The following is a 16,647-nucleotide window of genomic DNA, read 5'->3' on the forward strand; positions in this document are numbered from 1 at the left end:
ACCTCCCGATCATCGTTAATTTTGTTTGGCCGCCCGCTCCAGCACTTCCGTCTTGTAGAGCTGGGGCGTGCGGAGCTGCGGCAGAATCTCCCGCTCGCCGTGTTCTTCGAACAGCTTGAGCAGCATCTCCCGCATGACGATGCCGGGCTTGTCGGCATGCATATGCGTCTCCAGCCGAAGCTTCAAGTCGAGCGGTATGTTCGCCTCGGTCGATTCCAGGATGAGCATATCCTCGTCGACGACGGCGCGGTCGAACGCGATGACCGCCGAAGCCGGCACGTCCGTCTCCTTGTCGTTGCGGAAGACGAACTGGATGAGGATGCACGATTCGTTGTCGATCGGCGTCGCGCAAGTGACGATCGAATGCACGAGCCCCGTCGGATACGTCATATCCAGCTGCCGGACGAACGGCATGAACCAGGTCGCCCGGACCTTGCGCACCGTCTCGTCGGCATCGACGTCGATGGCCTTGACGGCTTTGTTCAGCTTGTTGGTCACGCGCACCTCGTAGCGCATCTCGAAGCCGCGCCCGTTCGGCACGATCTCGAATTCCGGCGGCACCGGATCCTGGTTGTTGCCGAACGTATTGTGGTGCACGAACGCGATATGCGCCGTATCGAACGAATTCTCCATCAGCCGGAGCGCCGAGCAGCGGATAACCTCGTGGAATTGATGGATCTGCCGGATCTCCGGATCGCCGTAACGGCCGAAATCGGGAATGCCCGCGAGCGGCTCGCCGAGCGCGATCCAGACGTAGCCGTACTTCTCTTCGCAGCGGTATGCTTTGATTTTGTACACCTTCGGCGGGTCCTCCAGCTCGGACTGCGGGAAATAGGCGCATTTGCCGTCGCGGTCGAACGTCCAGCCGTGGTACGGGCAGACGATGCAGCCGTCCCGCGTCCGGCCGAGCGACAGCTTCGCCGTGCGGTGGCAGCAGCGGTCGACCGCCGCGGCCGGTTGGCCCCGTTCATCCAGCCAGACGACCACCGGCTCGCCGAACATGACGATCGGCTTCGGTCCCTCGCTCAGATCCCCGATCGGCATGACGGGATAAAAGTAATGGCGCAGCACGCGTTGTTCCGCTTGCAGCATAGCGCGACCTCCTCGCATCGCTTGGGCCCGATTCCCTCCCGCGGCGCCTGGGCGGCGTCGCCTTGCGGACAATCAGCCTTCGCGTTTCATTTCGGATTCATGCCACGAGCTGAGCATCCATTTGGCCAGCATGTTCACGAGCAGGAAGAACAGGATGCCGAGCAGCGACGCCGACAGTCCGCAGGCGAACAGGTACGGGGTTTTGAGACGTCCCGCGGCGTACGTGATCGCATAGCCGAGTCCGCCGTTTCCGCCGCCGATGCCGGCGATGTACTCCCCGACGATGGCGCCGATGACGGACAGCGTGCAGGAAATTTTCAAGCCCGCCACGATGTAGGGCAGCGCGGCCGGAATGCGCAGGCGCCACATCGTCTGCAGCGGCTTCGCGTTATATAAATAAAATAAATTTCGCAGGTTATGTTCCGTGGAATTGAGACCGATCAGCGTATTGGACAGCATCGGGAAGAATCCGATCAGGAAGGCGATGATGACGATGGCTTGGAAGCCGGCGTCGAACCAGATGACGATCAGCGGCGCGATGGCCACGATCGGAATGGTTTGCATGATAATGGCGTACGGGTACACGCTCTCTTCGATGACTTTCGAGCTGGCCATCAGAATCGCGAACGAGATGCCGAGCACGATGCTGAGGAGAAAGCCGAAGACGGATTCGAACGCCGTCGTCGACACCGCCGTCCAAAGCTCGTGGCGGTTCTCGATCGCGGCTTTGAGAATATCCGACGGCTTCGGCACGAGGTAGGTCGGCGCATTCATCAGGAAGCAGATCAGCTGCCAGCCCCCGATAAACACGATGAATGCCGCGAGCGGCGGCGTCAGCTTCTTGACAAAAGCCGCGAGCGATTTGTTTCCTTTTCTCGAGCGGCTTTCCAAAAGCTTGGCAATCCGGCCCGGCCGTTCGCGGGCAGGGTATATCTCGTCGGGCAACATGCGGGTGTTCGCGTCTTCCGCTGCCATGGCGATGCTCCTTTCGCTTGAAACCGTTATGGTTGACGCTTGATGCGAAGAGCGGGAGCGCGCGTTCTCGATGAAGCCGAAGCGCGTCTCCCGTCCGTTCGACGGCTACTTCTTGGGCAGAAACTCCGTCGTGAACGCCTTGGCGATGTCCTCGTCCTTCGTCAGGACGCCGACGTCCTTCAGCTGCTTCTGCACTTCCGTCCAGCGCTCGGTCGTCATGATGCCGGTGCCCATGGTGGCCGCATCCCCGCCGAAGGCGAAATCCATTTCCTGCTGCGCGCTGAATTTCATCATGTCGAGCGACATCTCCGGATTCTTCTCTTGAATCGAAGGGTTGATTTCGTCGGAATTCGTTTTGTAGTAATCCCAGCCCTTGACGGTCGCTTCCACGAACGCCTTGACCTCGTCCGGATGCTCCTGAATCATCTTCTCCGTCGTGAAATAGACGTTCGCGTAGATGTTGTAGCCGGAATCGGCGTTAAGCAGCACGCCGAAATCCACTTTCTCCTGCTGCAGCGTGTAGGTCTCGGAGGTGATGTAGCCTTGCGTGACCGCGTTCTTGTCGTTGATGAAATTGACCAGCTGTCCGGTGTACTTCATCTCCTGCGCCTTGTCCAGGCTGTATTTCTTCTTCATGTACTGCCAGAAGTTCGCGGTCGAGGCGACGTACACCTTATGATCGTTCAAATCGCCGAAGTCCTTGATATTGGCGTCCTTATGGTAGAACAGCGCCTGCGGGCTCTTCTGGAACGCCGTCGCGATCGCGACGACCGGAATCCCTTCCTGACGGGCCACGAGAATGTCGTCGCCGTTCGCCATGCCGAATTCCGCTTTTCCGGAAGCGACGAGCTGGGTCGCGGACACCTGAGGGCCGCCCGGCATCAGCGTCATGTCCAGTCCGGCATCCTTGTAGAAGCCTTTGGCGACCGCAGCGAAATTCCCGCCGTGCTCCGGCTCGGCGAACCAGTTCAGGATGAGCGTCGCCTTCACCGGATCCTTCGCCGGCTCGTTCGCGGCCGTCCCCGCATTCGCGTTCGTTCCGCCGTCGGTCGTCGCGTTCGCCCCCGCGTTCGAGGTCGAGGAATTGTCGGTTGCCGAGGTCGCGCCGGTATTCGATGCCTCGTTGCTGCCGCATGCCGAGAGAGCCGCCATCGCGGATACGAGACAAACCGCCATCGCCGTCTTGCGTTTCGATAAGCCTGCAGTGCCCTTCATGGTATTCATGGTTCCTCTTCCCCCTTATAGATTGCGTTCGAAATATTCTGACTACAATCTCAGTGTAAGAATACGTCATGTCCATGTCTATATAGCTGACATAATTTTGTGCGTAATGACGAAATCGGCGTATGATATTGGCATGGGTAACAATAATCATTCGGAATAGCGCTTTCATTTATCCTATACCTAACCTGTAACTCACATCGTAATCAAGATTGCCTAAGATAGCCCCTCCGGCTCGATCGCTCTCATCGCATGCATGAATGAAGTCTCCGATCATTATGGGAACAAAAAAACAGCCGTCCGTCGCCTAAGTGCTTGGTCGACGTCGACTGCGCGGTCCAGCTAAGGGACCGATACGAGCTGCGATATATGAGCTGATGTCTTTGAGCTGCGTATACGAACTCCGATATACGAGCTGATGCATACGAGCTGCGGTTAAAAATTGCGGCAATCGCCCCCTGCCCCCGCTCGTTACGGCGCAGAAGGCGCGGAGCGGCGGAACGGGGACGATCTCGAAGGCCGCACGCCCTCTTCATGCGCCGCGCTCGCCTTCGCCCGTTTCCGTCACCAGCAGGCGGCGGAACAAGAACGCGATCTTTAGCCGCATGAGCACGTTCACCTTTTTGAAATCGACGTCGAGCATTTCGCTCAGCTTCTCGATCCGGTACGTGGCGGTATTGCGGTGGATGAACAGCTTTTTCGCCGTTTCGTTCAGCTGGCCGTCGCAATCGAGATACGTCTCCAGCGTCTTCAACATCTCGCCGACGTAGCCCGGCTCCTTGTTCAACAGTCCGCCGAGCCAGCGTTGGCAGTAAATGCGCATTTTCTCGCGGGACACGGGCTCGAAAATCATCGCAAGGTCGAGCGTCTCGTACCGGACGATCCGTTCCTCGACGCCCCATTCGCGGGCGAGCCTGAACGTGTTGCGGCATTCGGCGAAGGCTTCGGGCATTTCCTTCAGCTGCTTCTTGCGCGCGCAGATCGTCGCCTTCGGCGCCTTGCGCTCATCGAGGCCAAGACCGGCCAGGCAGGACTCCAGCGCCGCGCGGAGCGCCTCGCCTTCGGGACCGGCAGCCGCGTCGGGGACGACGCAGAACACGCCTTCGTCCATGACGGCGTGAATGCCGTTCAGCGCCTGCATCCGGGCGTTGCCGAGCATGGACGCCTTCAATTCGTTCAAGCGCTCCGGACGACGGGCGGAGTCATGCTCGGAGGGAAGATCGACCAGCGCGCAGTAATAGCCCTGGCCGAGCCAATCCATTTCCCAGCGGCCGGCGTAATCCAGCACGGCTTCCGCCGTTACGCCGTTTTTCAGAAACTGCTTGATCAGCGCGCCGAAATCCTTCCGGACCGACAGCTCGAAATAATCTTCGTATTTGTAATTCAGATGGTGGGAGATGAGTTCGGCGGTTTGGGTGTACAACCCTTCTTCGACCGCGGAGAGGAGCGGCTGCGTATCGAAAAAGAACACGAAGCCCGTGCATGCGTCGCGGTTCATGAGCGGCATGCGGAAAGCCTGCAAGCCTTCGTGCTTGATCCGATTCTTGTGCGGGGACCACGGCCACTGGCCGGTCAGCCAATCCGCGGAAATGCCGGGCGAGTGATAGACGACCTGGCCCTTGGAGCCGACGACCGCGATCGGGCAGCCGATCACTTCCGTCACGGAGTCGAAGAGCGACGGCATCGATTCCGCCCGCAGCGCGAAGCGCATCAGCCGGATCTGCTTCTCCAGCGCCCCTTCGAGCTGCACGGTGCTGCGCTTCATCTCGGCTTGGAACAAGCCGTTCATCTGATCGGAGAAGGTGAATTGAAAGGGCAGCGCGATCAGCGGAAAACCGAGCTCGTCGGCCAGCCGGACCAGCCGCTCCGGAATCGCCTCCCAGAACCGGCCGAGCTTGATCCCAAGCCCCGATGCGCCGCGGTTGAACAGCTTCACGAGCAATTCCGACGCCTCGTCCGAATCGTCCTTGATCAGGTAGGCCGTCGTGAACAGCATTTCGCCTTCCTTGATCCAGTCCGCGATGTCCGGCGCATCCATGACATTTATCGATTTGACGATGCGGTGCTTCCCCGACGCGCCCGCGATCAGTTTCCCTTCCGACAACGGATAGACAGCCAGCGCTTGTTCGACAGTCAAATGCATGTTCTGCCTCCTTCCGGGCCACTCCCCATGATGCAGCGAATCATTTATGTTATTTTAACTAACATCATATAGGGATTATCGATTGTTTTCAACGGTCCGCGGCAGGTATTTGTCAGATACATTTTAGGAAAAGCCTATGTTTGCGCTTACTTATTTCGACGCGCGTGGGGGTTTTTCTTTCGCCGATGACAAATGATACAATACATCGTAACGCTTTACGCACAGACTTCACCGACCAGCGAGGATGAACGCGAGGATGAACGCCATGGATTTCAATGCCTTGACCGCGGCCATCGCGCCGCTGAATTTGAGAAGCTGCCTGATCAGCCGGCAGGGCGAGCTTCAGTACGAGCACTACCGGGAAGCGCGCATTCCGGAGGAAGTCGCCAAGGTCAATTCCGTCACCAAAAGCATCTTGTCTGCGCTGTTCAGCATCGCGCTCGACCAAGGCTTGCTGCCCGAGCCGGAGACGCCCGCTGCCGTCTTCTTCCCGCGGCTGGCCGCGGACCGCGACGCGCGCAAAGGGGAGATCACGCTGGCGCATCTGCTGACGATGTCCGCCGGCTTCGACTGGACGGAATTCGGCGGGCAAAATTCGTTTCCGCGCATGACGCGCGCGCCGCATTGGATCGACTTCGTGCTGGAGCAGCCGCTCGCGCACGCGCCCGGCACGCGGATGGAATACAATTCCGGCGCTTCGCAGATGCTGTCCGCCGTCCTGGCGCAGGCCGCGGGCATGCCGGTCGCCCGGTTCGCCGATCTGCATCTGTTCGGTCCGCTCGGCATCGAACGTTACGAATGGGAGCAGGACCCGCAAGGGATCCATACCGGCGGCTTCGGGCTTCGCCTCCTTCCGGGCGACATGATGAAGTTCGGCCGGCTGTATCTGCAGCAAGGCGAATGGGGGAACGCGCGGCTGCTGTCGCGCGGCCTGCTCGCCCGATCCGTGAAGCCCGCCATCGCCGCGAAAGCGCCGAACCGCGGCCGTTACGCCTGGCATTGGTGGACGGACGCGTTCGCGGAGGCCGCGGACGGCCCGAATCCGCCTTCGCCGGACTATTATTACGCCCGAGGCTTCGGGGGTCAGTATATCTATATCGTTCCGGGCCAAGATACCGTCGTCGTGCTGACCGCCGATAAATGGCGGACGGACAAGCCGCCCACGGACGTGTTTCGCCGGCATATCGCGCCGTTGCTGTCCGGGATGCGTTGACCCGCCCGCCGCGGCCGTTAGGCTTCGCGGATATGCCGCCTCCCGCGCGGGAACGGCGCTTCGCCGCGACCGCGACTGCCGGTTAAGACAGCGAATCAGGCAGGTGGAGCAGCTTCGGCACGGTTACGAACGCATACCCCTGCTTGCTCAGCGCGGGAATCAGCTGCTTTAGCGCCGCGATCGTGTTGGAGAGATGCTCCTGTTCGCCCGCGCAATGCTGCAAAATGATGCCGCCGGGATAAATCTCCTTGTCGACCAGCTTCAATATATTCGGCGGCGATGTGCCCGCCCAATCTCTCGTGTCCACCGACCAATCCACGATCGCCATATCCAGATCGCGGACCGCGGCTTTCTTGTCGTCGTTCAAAGCCCCGTAAGGCGGCCGGAACAAAATCGGGCGAACGCCCGCGATGACTTCAAGCTCGTCCTGCGTGTCCTCGATCTGCTTCTTCGCGTCCTGCGTCGACAAACTGCCGAAATCGGGATGCGACCAAGAATGGTTGCCGATCGCATGCCCCTCCTTCACGATCCGGCGCACCATGTCCGGATGGGCTTTGGCCTGCTTGCCGACGATAAAAAACGTCGCTTTGATATGGTTGGCTTTCAAAATGTCCAGGATTTTCGGCGTCGCGACGCCATCCGGCCCGTCGTCGAAGGTCAGGGCCACCTGCTTGCCGTCCTTCGCCGAACCGTTATAATACACCTTCACCGGGGCGAGCGGAGGCTTCGGCACGTTCGCCGTCGCCGGAGGTTTCTCTTCGGCTGTCGCGGCTGTCGCCGATGGCGCGCCCCCGGCGGCCCGGCTCGCGTCCGAAGCCAAGGCATTCCGCTCCGCATGCGGCGCGAAGGGTCGCGCGATGATGACCCAGCCGGCGAAAGCAAGGACGATCAAAGGCAACAGGAGGCGCGGCAGCCGTCTTTTCTTGCGGGTTCGTCTCATCTGCGTCATCCTCTTTCTTTCATTCGATGCTTGCTCCATCAGCATAAAGCAGGGTTGTCACGGCAGCATGATCCCGATGTCAACAAAATGTCACAAGCGCGGCCGGACTACAATCGAATTACCTTCTTCGCCGATATCGGAAACAAGGCGCGCATTCGCAAGGACCCCCTTCGGCGCGAAAAGAAAGGCCGGACCGTCACCGCGGCCGGCCGTTGCGCGCAAAAAAACAACGGCCATCAAGGCCGGTGTCAGGCTGTTGAAAAAGCCCAATTTTTAGGACTTTGTTTGTTTTCAACGAAGGTATTCAGCTACCATCATTTCATCAAAATCAAAAGATCGCTCTAACTCGCCTGCTTGAACAGGCGGTTGGCGATCTTTTTCGCGTTCGGACTCGGAATTGTTAAGATTTTATTCATGTGGTTGACATTACCTCAAATAAAATATATAACTAGTTAACTAGTTTTTTAAATATCAATCAAACGATGCGACCCTAGAAAGGGGGTGAGGAACAAGTAGCTCCAGGCTCGATTGTGCGGATGGTACCTGAGGCCGGCATTCGAGTTGAATTTACAGCATTGGCGTGTAAAACGGCGGTTGAGCGTCATCCGAATGCTTCGGATGATTTCAGAACCGGCATGGGCTGAGAATGACGTTGAGAGACAAAAAACAGAGGAGGATATGAAATGAGTCTAACATCGATTTATCAGGGCTTTAAACGCAATTCCAGAAAAGTTGTTCTAACCGCTTTGACTTTTGCGGTGGCAGCTACAGGCACGTTTTTCTCGACCGGCGAAGTTGTTCATGCTGATGTACCTCGAGGGATCATTACGAATAGCTATCTTAATTTGACAAATCCCAGTTTATCGGCAATGAATGATTATAGAGGGGTTATAGGAAGTCTTCGTTCAGGTGTAGGACACAGCTATAGAACTGGCTCGCTTCAAACCCAATATGTACCTAGGGATGCGAATAGTCAGCCCAACCATTACGTGAACGGTCTGACCTCGGTGACGCTAAGGAACGGGAATACCAACCTCATTCTTTGGTTTACGCCGGGAGATTTATATTTGCGGGGCTTTACGAACACATACGGCACGACGTTTCAATTTAATGACGGCGATTATAACTTGTTCCATCATTTTGATCAGTTACAGGGCAGACCGACGGGGGGCGGACAAACGCTCAACTTCGGCAGTAATTATAATTCGATGAACCAAGCTGCGCATAGGGGCCGGGAATCTATGCCGATCTCGTTCAATGATTTGTGGAATTCCGTCTTCAACCTGGCGTATGCAACGAACCCTTACGGCGCTAATCAGCAAGACGTAGCCCGATCGCTGATGTTTATGATTCAATTCACTTCCGAAGCTGCACGGTTTAACGATGTGTACGGTATCATGGCCGATATTATGGGCAGATATGGTGCATTCTACAACGGTCTACCGATGTTGCAGCAGCGGCTCGAGAACGCATGGAATCCTATTTCGAATTTCGGTTATAACATAACGGCCAATCCTTCTTCCCCTCCTAGATCAATTGAGGGAGTCGGGACTCTTCGCTCTTGGAATGACGTTGCGCGTTATTTAGCCATATTGTTGAATAACAACAACTTGGGGTTGCCGGAGGAAGGCCCTAAAGGCGACTGGGGACATACTGAGTTGTAATGGACATAAGAAAAGGCTGGCGAGACTTTCTCGACAGCCTGACACCGGCCATCAAGGCCGGTGTCCAAATTAACCGCGCTTTCGCGCGCGATCGTTACTCTTCCAGGAGTCCGCTCGTCATTTCCAGCTCGGACGAGAGCAGCGCCGCCGCTTCCTTGCCCAAAATCTCTTCGTACTTGACCTTGAAGTCCTTGGAGGCGCTCCGAATCTGCGGCTCCAGGGCAATTCCCTTCTCCGTCGGATAGACGAGCACCGTCTTCCCGCTCACCTTGCGCTCCACGAGCGCTTTCGCTTCCAATTTATCGATAAACCGCGTCAGCGTCGAAGGCGTGATGTACAGCTTCTCCGCCAGCAGCTTCTGCGTGATCCCCGGCGAGCCGTTCACGATGCGAATCAAATACCCGTACATCGGCGTCAGGCCGGTCCGGGCGAATTGTTCCTCGGCCATCCGCGTCACGGCGCGGCTGAGGCGATTGGCGTTGAAAAACAGGCACGTGCGGAGGAAGGAGTCGTCCGCCGGTTCGGCTTTGGCGAGATCGACAGGTTCGACGGCCGCGCGATCGGTTTGGTTATCCATTCCTGTGCCTCCTTTAATGTTTGGTGTACATACAAGTTAAGTATACGCCATTGAAAACGGATGTCAATTCGACCGGTTCTCCTGCAGCAGGGCAAGTATCGCAGTAACGGAATTTTCCGCAAACGCCCGATCGGGACGAGCTTTCATGAACACGGTCAGTCCGATCATGGAGACGACCAGCGTTTGGGCCAGCTCCTTGACATTCAGATCGTTCCTTAATTCGCCGGATTGTATTCCGCGTTCGATGGTTTCGCCGAAAATCGCCGCCAAATACATCTGGTGTTCTCTTGTCAGCACTTCGAATTTGGCATCATGCGGCGCCAGCTCGACCATCACGTTGAGACAGAAGCACCCGCGGTACGGTCCTGCCTCGTATCCTTCTGCCACGATGCCTTCGAATAAGGAGCGGAATGCTTCTCTGACCGACGGCGTGCTATGAAGCCGGTTGCGGATGGAGGAAGAATGAAGGTGATTGTATTTGCGAAGGGCCGCTTCGAAAAGCTCCTTCTTGTCCCCGTACGCCGAATATATGCTAGGCCGCTGAATGCCCATTTTTTCCGTCAAATCGCTGAGCGAGGTCGCTTCGAAACCTTTCTCCCAAAAAACGTCCATCGCTGCCTGAAGCGCCTTTTCTTCATCGAATGCCCGAGGCCGCACCATAAATACCCTCATTTCATATCGATCAGTATAATTAAATTCTACAGGAACTTACGCAATTAGTCAAACCTATGCTAAATACTGCTTGACACATGTTTATACCGTTAGATACTTTATAAAATAGTTACATACCGATTAGTACGTTATAAAACCGTTCTTTGCCTTCTCGGCGAGCCGACCTGGGGGTATTTGTATCGGCATCTGATCACGGCGCTGCGCGATGATTATCGCGTCGTCGTCCCCGATCATATGGGATTCGGCAAAAGCGAACCCCCGCAGGACCGCACCTACTGGCTGCAGAACCATATCGACAATCTTGAACGGTTCATTCTCGCGCTCGATCTGCGAGGGATTACGCTCGTCATGCACGATTTCGGCGGACCGGTCGGCATAGGCCTTGCCGCTCGCCATCCGAATCGGATTCGCAGGCTAATTTCGACCAACGGGCCGACGCCGTTCGGCCAGACCAGCCTTGTCGAACGGTTGACCGCCAATGTCGGCGTCTCGCCCTGGTTCCAATGGATCTTGAAGGCGGAGAAGGAGGGCAGCCTCGAAGCCGTGCTGGGCCAGCTCGCGAACCTGCGGCGAAATTAGCTTCGCAGGTCCGACAGAAGCAATCCCCGCCCCCGATTCGATTCCGAATCGGGGACTTGATCGTCGGCGTGACAACAACCCATCGAAGGTTGGCTCGAATCGCCCATTTACAACGACGGCCGAGATATGGTATTCTTGTTTCCATAGTTTTCGAAATATATGGACGAAGGCGGTGAGAAACCATGGTCGAGGACAACGAGGAAGTCAAACGCGCGGTGAAAGTCTACAAAGCACTCGGAGAGCCGACCCGGATCAAAATAGCGATGCTTCTTACGGAAGAGATGAATCTCTGCTGCTCCGACATCGGCAGCAAGCTCGAGTCCGTTGCAGGTTCCACGCTATCGCATCACTTGAAGCAGCTTACGGAATGCGGCCTGCTCACGCTGCGCAAGGACGGCACGTATATTTATTACAGCGTCAACAAGGAAGTCGCGCGCAAGTACGCTCCTTATCTATTGGGGTAGCCGTTTTTTTTCGTCGTTTATTTCGATAAATTTAGAAATATAAAATTATTATAAAGAGAGATAACGGATAAGGAGCTGGAACGTTTGTCTTATAATTTGAAAATCTATATGCTGGCTTTGGTCAGCTTTCTCGTCGGCACGTCCGAATTCATCATTGCCGGCATCTTGGATAAAGTATCCGACGATATCGGCGTCTCCGTCGCCGCGGCCGGCCAGCTGATCACCGTGTTCTCCCTCGCATACGGGTTCGGCACGCCTTTCCTGATGGCCGCCGCCGCCAAGGTCGACCGGAAAAAGCTGATGCTGTACGCGCTCGCGATCTTCATCGTCGGGAACGTCGCGGCATACGTGTTCTCCGGCTTCGGCGCCCTCATCGCGTCTCGCGTGATCGTTGCGCTCAGCAGCGGCGTGTTCGTCGTCACGGCGCTCACGGTCGCAGCTAAGATCGCGCCGCCGGAGAAGCAGGGCAGCGCCATCGCGACGCTCGTCATGGGCTTCAGCACGGCGCTGATCGTCGGCGTGCCGCTCGGCCGGCTGGTCGCTTCCGCCTATGATTGGCAGGTCGTCTTCGCCGGCATCGGCGCGCTCGGCCTGCTGGCATTGCTGCTCATCGCCTTCACGATTCCGAAGACGGACGGCGAGCAGCCGGTGCCGCTGCGCGATCAGCTGAAACTGCTTAAAAATCCGAAAATCGTCGTCGCGCTCGGCATCACGTTCTTCTGGCTCGGCGGCTATTCCATCACCTACACGTATATTTCCCCATTCCTGCTCGATATTACGGGCATGAGCGAGAAACTCGTCAGCATCGCGCTGCTCGCCTTCGGCGTTGCCAGCCTGATCGGCTCCAAGCTGGGCGGATTCGGCACCGACCGCTGGGGATTCAAGCGCACGCTGGTGACCGGCATGCTGTTCCACGCGGCTTGGCTGATCGTGATCTCGTTCGCGGCCCATTCGCCCGCGCTCATGTTCCCGCTGCTCATGCTCTGGTCCTTCTCCGCCTGGTCTTCCGGCCCGACGCAGCAGTACCATCTGATCTCGCTCGCGCCCGAAGCGACCAGCATCATGCTCAGCCTGAACAGCTCCACCGTGCAGCTGGCGATGGCTGCCGGCGCGGGCATCGGCGGCGTGGTCGTGGAAGGCGCTTCGCTGACCGCCGTTACTTGGATCGGGGCGGCCGGCGTCGCCATCGCCGCGCTTACTTCGGCGGCGGCCTTCGGCTACTTCCGCTTCGGCTCGGCCTCCCGCGCAGCGCATAAGGAAGCGCGCGCCGACAAGATCGGCGCGTAAGCAAGCGCGCATGTGTCGCGGCAACCGGTCGCGCCGCATGCTTGATTTGACCCACGCAGGAAGAAGCCCGCGGCTCTGCTGTGACAAGCAGGCCGCGGGCTTCTCGTCGCGAAGAGATTCCTCGGTCGTCGACTGCCCGCGGCATTCGCTTTTTTCGTCCGGCCGGCAGAAAGAGATTGATTTTCCTTGAACGCATTGAAATAATTGGATCGTATACAATAAGATTAAGGCGGTGTTCGAATTGGCACAATCGGACGTAGGCATCAAGACGATTCAAATCAGCATGGAAAATCGCAACAATCCTTTCTTTCTGACCGTCCTGTGGGACGATCAAGACATCGTTCTCGTCGATACCGGGCTTCCCGGTCAAACGGAGCTGATTCGCGCCGCATTCCAAGAAGCGGGGATTCCGTTCGAGAAGCTGACCAAAATCCTCATTACCCATCAAGATTCGGATCATATCGGCAGTTTGCCGGCTTTGGTACAAGCGTTCGGAGACCAGGTTCAAGTGCTTGCGCATGAAGTCGCCGTGCCTTACTTGGCCGGGGAAATCCCCCTCGACAAGAGCAAGAAGCTCGTCGGCACGCCCGTCAAAGTCGACGTTGCCCTGCAGGACGGCGATATCCTGCCTTTCGCCGGCGGCATCCGCGCGGTGTTTACGCCCGGCCATACGCCGGACCATACGTCGTTTTACCACATTCCGAGCAAAACGCTGATCGCGGGCGATGCCTTAAGGGCGCAGGACGGCGTCCTGCAATCTTACAGCCCGATCTATACGCCGGATCAAACGACGGCGCTGCAATCCATCGCTAAATTTCAAGCGCTGGAGCTGGAAAAGATCATCGCCTACCATGGCGGCGTATGCACGGACAACCTCCAGGACCGCCTGCAGGCGATCTTGGACGCGGGTCCCGCGGAGGTCAAGTAATCGCTTCCCGGTTATCCCCAGAAGCGAGCATCAAGAAAGGACGGCTATTCATGGGCTTCAGGTGCCATGGATAGCCGTCCTATTTGACGTCTGACGCGCGCCTCGCCGTTTGGACGGCAGAGACGCGTTATCCGGCCGTTTGCTCGGCGTCATCCGCCTGCCGGCCGCCGCTTGCCGGGCCTCGGGTTTCCTCGCGGTCATCGTCATGCCCCTCCCTGCCCGCCCGGTTGACGAGGAAAATCACGCTGAAATGCGCGAAGAACGCGGCGACGGCGAACAGAAAAGCGAAGGAGAACCATTCGTCCTTCGCCGCGTTCAACAGGAAGGGCATCAGGAAAAGGCCCGCGGCGTCGATGGCGATCACGAATCTCCAACGCGTCCGGGCGGCTTCAGCCAAGCCCTTCAGCCCCCGCTTCATGGCGCCGGCGCGAATGCCCGCGCAAATGCCGAACAGCATCACGGCTTCGAGCACGTTCTTGAGCGCGACTTCGATCAGTTGCGAGGGTGTAATCGGTTCGGAACTAGATAGCGGGATCACGGTCAGACGGCCGAACAGCGCGCCGCAAGCAGGCAGCAGCTGAACCGCCGCCGCGACCCAGGCGATCAGGAAGACGCGGTTGCCGCCGCTAAGCCGGTAGGCGCCCCACATGACGAGCAGGTAACCGACGACATCCGGAAGCAGATCGAAATTCATGATTCGAAAATCGATCAGCTCGAACGTCAAGCCCAGGGCGATGCGGGAATAGGAGAACTTCATCCGGCTTCCCTCCTCTGCGCGCGGACGAATGCTTTCATCTGCGATTCCGTAAAATAAGGCGCATAGTTGGCGAACATGCGGTAATCCGTTTTCTTTCCGTCCGCCTCTTCGAACGCATGCGTCAGCAGCACGTTGAAGACGTCCATGCCATGGGGGTCTTGATTCGGAAAACGGAACCGGTAATCCGTCGTGACGCTCTGCCCCTTGACCAGCTTCGCGGGATAGATCGCTTCCGATTCGACCGGCATACCGGGTTTGCCGGCCTCGGCCACGTTCACCTCGAACTGAAAGGCAGATCCCAGCCGAGAAAGCAGCGCGGACGTCGTGGACGTCAGCACGGCAGCCCGTTCCGCGCGTACCGTAACCGAGCCTGTATTGTCCGAAGAGCCGCCGGTGGAAAGCATGCTGACCGCAGAAGCTCCCGAACGAGAGGGGGAGGGGTCGCGATAGACGATGATTTCGCCGACATCCATCGGCTGCGTGTGCCCGTCATTGAACGTTACGTCTACATCGCGGACGACCAGTGGCGGCAAGACCGTTTTCCTAGCCGAATCATACGCATTGTAGCCCATCCACTTATAGATCGTTTGACGGTTTAGTTCCTGATGTACCGTAACGGGATAAAATTGCAGCGACGGCAGGCCTTTTACCTGAATGGACTGAATCGCCCGCTTATCTTCCTTGTTCGCGACATAATAGAGATCGAATGCCACGGACGGCGTATCGGTCGCTTCGATATGATGCTCCAGAAACCGTCCCTCCGGCAGCCGATAATACCGGTTGTAGGCAATATTGCCGATCCAGCTCGCGATAATCAGTACCGCCGCAATGCCGTAGACGGCATATCGTGTTCTCATTTCCGATCGTTCCTCCCTCGCGGACTCGCGCCTGCAAAGGATAATACTTCCAAGAGAGTAAAATGTTTCGTTCAACTGCCGGCAGCGATTCAATTTCTCATTGGCAATGTAACGCCGATCAGCGCTGCCCGCCGATTTAATCGACGGCGATGCCGAGTCCGTTCTTCAATTCTTGGATAATATCCGCACCGGCGCCCCGGTTCGTGTAGCGATTGTTGACGTAGCAGACGGCCAGCCTATGCTCGGGATCCGCGAACGCGATCGAACCGCCGTCGCCGCCATGGCCGAACGCGGATGCGCGCTTGCCCATGAGCGCAGCCAATGATTGCGTTTGCAAAAACAAAAATAAAAAAGGTACCATCGGCAAAGATGATACCCCTGACTACTGCTTCTGTAAACCGTAACCTGCGGACGCGTCCCGTCTAACCGGCCGTCAAGGCTGCGCGCCGAGCCACTCCCGCTTGACCTGCAGCAGCGTCGCGACGCTGCGCGTCGTAATCGAGCCGACGCCCCACTCCGCGTATCGGCGCATCAGCGCGGCGTCCTCGACGGTCCATGCATAGACCGGCAGGCCTTGCTCCGCGGCATAATCCACGAATTCCTTTTGCAGGATGCCGTGATAGATGTTGATGCCTTGGCAAGCTGCCGCCAGAGCGTCCTCGCAAGTCTGAACCATCGCGTCCCGGTAGGACATCGTCTTGAACAGCTCGACGTCGGTGTTGAGCATCTTGCGCATCTCCGGCTGCAGCCGCTCGGCCAAAAGCGCCCGGTCCCGCTGGCAGCCGGAGAAGAAAGCCCGCTCCGACAAGCCGTACCGCTTGATCAGAGCCGCCGTCGGCTCGATCGCTTCGTCGACCTTCAAGTCCAGATTCACGATCTTGCCGGAGGCTTGAATCAGCGGCAGGATGTCTTCCAACCGGAGGAGGCGAAACGTCTCACGCAATTCCCCCTGCTCCGCCTCCAACTCCAGCCCGCTTAATTCCGCGTAGGTCATCTCCGCTATATGCACGGTCGACCGATCCGCGGTCGACCATTCGTCGTCATGAACCAATACAGGGACGCCGTCCCTGGTCACCCGAATATCCTCTTCCACCACGTCGGCGCCGAGCTCGAGTCCGATCTGAACCGAGCGAAGCGTATGCGCCATGATGCTCATGCTGCCGGCATGCGCCGTTACAAGCGGAAAACGTCGCGTCATTTCATTCACGCTCCTTTAAATTGCGCGGGTCAGGCCATCGCAGTGAAGGCTTGCCGCAGCGCGGATCGTCACGGCTTCGG

Annotated in this window: 18 protein-coding genes; 7 read left to right on the plus strand and 11 right to left on the minus strand. The window is 57.7% G+C overall.

What is annotated here, in order from left to right:
- Positions 1–15: 15 nt before the first annotated feature.
- From AC50YL_RS16240 to AC50YL_RS16255, 4 genes are all read right to left on the minus strand, one after another.
- The gene (locus AC50YL_RS16240) at positions 16–1,092 is read right to left on the minus strand and encodes an aromatic ring-hydroxylating dioxygenase subunit alpha (protein ID WP_494833238.1); all 1,077 of its coding nucleotides are present in this window, start codon (positions 1,090–1,092) and stop codon (positions 16–18) included.
- 72 nt (positions 1,093–1,164) lie between these two features.
- Positions 1,165–2,067: an ABC transporter permease gene (locus AC50YL_RS16245; protein ID WP_494833239.1), complete on the minus strand. Its 903-nt coding sequence runs from the start codon at positions 2,065–2,067 to the stop codon at positions 1,165–1,167.
- A 105-nt stretch (positions 2,068–2,172) separates the two neighbouring features.
- Positions 2,173–3,291, minus strand: a complete 1,119-nt coding sequence (locus AC50YL_RS16250) for an ABC transporter substrate-binding protein (protein WP_494833240.1) — start codon at positions 3,289–3,291, stop codon at positions 2,173–2,175.
- Between the two features lie 529 nt (positions 3,292–3,820).
- Positions 3,821–5,431 carry a PucR family transcriptional regulator gene (locus AC50YL_RS16255; protein ID WP_494833241.1) on the minus strand — a complete coding sequence of 537 codons (1,611 nt, stop codon included), beginning with the start codon at positions 5,429–5,431 and terminating at the stop codon, positions 3,821–3,823.
- A 256-nt stretch (positions 5,432–5,687) separates the two neighbouring features.
- On the opposite strand from AC50YL_RS16255, the gene AC50YL_RS16260 reads away from it, so the two are divergent.
- Positions 5,688–6,644, plus strand: a complete 957-nt coding sequence (locus tag AC50YL_RS16260; RefSeq protein ID WP_494833242.1) for a serine hydrolase domain-containing protein — start codon at positions 5,688–5,690, stop codon at positions 6,642–6,644.
- An 82-nt stretch (positions 6,645–6,726) separates the two neighbouring features.
- On the opposite strand, the gene AC50YL_RS16265 is transcribed toward AC50YL_RS16260, so the two are convergent.
- Positions 6,727–7,584 carry a polysaccharide deacetylase family protein gene (locus AC50YL_RS16265; RefSeq protein WP_494833243.1) on the minus strand — a complete coding sequence of 286 codons (858 nt, stop codon included), beginning with the start codon at positions 7,582–7,584 and terminating at the stop codon, positions 6,727–6,729.
- Between the two features lie 54 nt (positions 7,585–7,638).
- Here AC50YL_RS16265 and AC50YL_RS16270 point away from each other — a divergent pair, with 54 nt between their 5' ends.
- Together AC50YL_RS16270 and AC50YL_RS16275 are read left to right on the plus strand one after the other, a co-directional pair.
- On the plus strand, positions 7,639–7,929 hold the full coding sequence (locus AC50YL_RS16270) for a hypothetical protein (protein ID WP_494833244.1): 291 nt from the start codon (positions 7,639–7,641) through the stop codon (positions 7,927–7,929).
- 338 nt (positions 7,930–8,267) lie between these two features.
- The gene (locus AC50YL_RS16275; protein ID WP_494833245.1) at positions 8,268–9,248 is read left to right on the plus strand and encodes a ribosome-inactivating family protein; all 981 of its coding nucleotides are present in this window, start codon (positions 8,268–8,270) and stop codon (positions 9,246–9,248) included.
- 94 nt (positions 9,249–9,342) lie between these two features.
- Here AC50YL_RS16275 and AC50YL_RS16280 read toward each other — a convergent pair whose 3' ends face one another.
- Together AC50YL_RS16280 and AC50YL_RS16285 are read right to left on the minus strand one after the other, a co-directional pair.
- Positions 9,343–9,825 (minus strand): MarR family winged helix-turn-helix transcriptional regulator, encoded by a 483-nt coding sequence (locus AC50YL_RS16280; protein ID WP_494833246.1) that lies wholly within the window; start codon positions 9,823–9,825, stop codon positions 9,343–9,345.
- A gap of 63 nt (positions 9,826–9,888) precedes the next feature.
- Complete coding sequence (locus tag AC50YL_RS16285) at positions 9,889–10,485, minus strand: TetR/AcrR family transcriptional regulator (protein ID WP_494833247.1); 597 nt, start codon at positions 10,483–10,485, stop codon at positions 9,889–9,891.
- Between the two features lie 117 nt (positions 10,486–10,602).
- Here AC50YL_RS16285 and AC50YL_RS16290 point away from each other — a divergent pair, with 117 nt between their 5' ends.
- The 4 genes from AC50YL_RS16290 (at position 10,603) to AC50YL_RS16305 (ending at position 13,755) form a co-directional block, all read left to right on the plus strand.
- Positions 10,603–11,076, plus strand: a complete 474-nt coding sequence (locus tag AC50YL_RS16290) for an alpha/beta fold hydrolase (protein WP_494833425.1) — start codon at positions 10,603–10,605, stop codon at positions 11,074–11,076.
- A gap of 182 nt (positions 11,077–11,258) precedes the next feature.
- The gene (locus AC50YL_RS16295; RefSeq protein WP_161742623.1) at positions 11,259–11,540 is read left to right on the plus strand and encodes an ArsR/SmtB family transcription factor; all 282 of its coding nucleotides are present in this window, start codon (positions 11,259–11,261) and stop codon (positions 11,538–11,540) included.
- An 84-nt stretch (positions 11,541–11,624) separates the two neighbouring features.
- Positions 11,625–12,827, plus strand: coding sequence for an MFS transporter (locus AC50YL_RS16300; RefSeq protein WP_494833248.1), 1,203 nt, complete (start codon positions 11,625–11,627; stop codon positions 12,825–12,827).
- 241 nt (positions 12,828–13,068) lie between these two features.
- Complete coding sequence (locus AC50YL_RS16305; protein WP_494833249.1) at positions 13,069–13,755, plus strand: MBL fold metallo-hydrolase; 687 nt, start codon at positions 13,069–13,071, stop codon at positions 13,753–13,755.
- A gap of 127 nt (positions 13,756–13,882) precedes the next feature.
- Here AC50YL_RS16305 and AC50YL_RS16310 read toward each other — a convergent pair whose 3' ends face one another.
- The 4 genes from AC50YL_RS16310 to AC50YL_RS16325 form a co-directional block, all read right to left on the minus strand.
- Complete coding sequence (locus AC50YL_RS16310; protein WP_494833250.1) at positions 13,883–14,512, minus strand: hypothetical protein; 630 nt, start codon at positions 14,510–14,512, stop codon at positions 13,883–13,885.
- Entirely contained in the window at positions 14,509–15,369 is an 861-nt protein-coding gene (locus AC50YL_RS16315) for a hypothetical protein (RefSeq protein WP_494833251.1), read from the minus strand. The genes AC50YL_RS16310 and AC50YL_RS16315 overlap by 4 nt, the downstream gene beginning before the upstream one ends.
- A 136-nt stretch (positions 15,370–15,505) precedes the next feature.
- Complete coding sequence (locus AC50YL_RS16320) at positions 15,506–15,736, minus strand: hypothetical protein (RefSeq protein ID WP_494833252.1); 231 nt, start codon at positions 15,734–15,736, stop codon at positions 15,506–15,508.
- A 66-nt stretch (positions 15,737–15,802) separates the two neighbouring features.
- Positions 15,803–16,567, minus strand: coding sequence for a glycerophosphodiester phosphodiesterase (locus AC50YL_RS16325; RefSeq protein WP_494833253.1), 765 nt, complete (start codon positions 16,565–16,567; stop codon positions 15,803–15,805).
- Positions 16,568–16,647: the final 80 nt, after the last annotated feature.

Source organism: Paenibacillus sp. J22P277 (assembly GCF_059383675.1).

Bases quoted from the DNA above. Each gene is read 5' to 3' on its own strand.
- AC50YL_RS16250 (WP_494833240.1), bottom strand. From the start codon at position 3,291: ATGAATACCATGAAGGGCACTGCAGGCTTATCGAAACGCAAGACGGCG.
- AC50YL_RS16260 (WP_494833242.1), top strand. From the start codon at position 5,688: ATGAACGCCATGGATTTCAATGCCTTGACCGCGGCCATCGCGCCGCTG.
- AC50YL_RS16245 (WP_494833239.1), bottom strand. From the start codon at position 2,067: ATGGCAGCGGAAGACGCGAACACCCGCATGTTGCCCGACGAGATATAC.
- AC50YL_RS16255 (WP_494833241.1), bottom strand. From the start codon at position 5,431: ATGCATTTGACTGTCGAACAAGCGCTGGCTGTCTATCCGTTGTCGGAA.
- AC50YL_RS16310 (WP_494833250.1), bottom strand. From the start codon at position 14,512: ATGAAGTTCTCCTATTCCCGCATCGCCCTGGGCTTGACGTTCGAGCTG.
- AC50YL_RS16325 (WP_494833253.1), bottom strand. From the start codon at position 16,567: ATGACGCGACGTTTTCCGCTTGTAACGGCGCATGCCGGCAGCATGAGC.
- AC50YL_RS16275 (WP_494833245.1), top strand. From the start codon at position 8,268: ATGAGTCTAACATCGATTTATCAGGGCTTTAAACGCAATTCCAGAAAA.
- AC50YL_RS16315 (WP_494833251.1), bottom strand. From the start codon at position 15,369: ATGAGAACACGATATGCCGTCTACGGCATTGCGGCGGTACTGATTATC.
- AC50YL_RS16240 (WP_494833238.1), bottom strand. From the start codon at position 1,092: ATGCTGCAAGCGGAACAACGCGTGCTGCGCCATTACTTTTATCCCGTC.
- AC50YL_RS16265 (WP_494833243.1), bottom strand. From the start codon at position 7,584: ATGAGACGAACCCGCAAGAAAAGACGGCTGCCGCGCCTCCTGTTGCCT.
- AC50YL_RS16295 (WP_161742623.1), top strand. From the start codon at position 11,259: ATGGTCGAGGACAACGAGGAAGTCAAACGCGCGGTGAAAGTCTACAAA.
- AC50YL_RS16285 (WP_494833247.1), bottom strand. From the start codon at position 10,485: ATGGTGCGGCCTCGGGCATTCGATGAAGAAAAGGCGCTTCAGGCAGCG.
- AC50YL_RS16280 (WP_494833246.1), bottom strand. From the start codon at position 9,825: ATGGATAACCAAACCGATCGCGCGGCCGTCGAACCTGTCGATCTCGCC.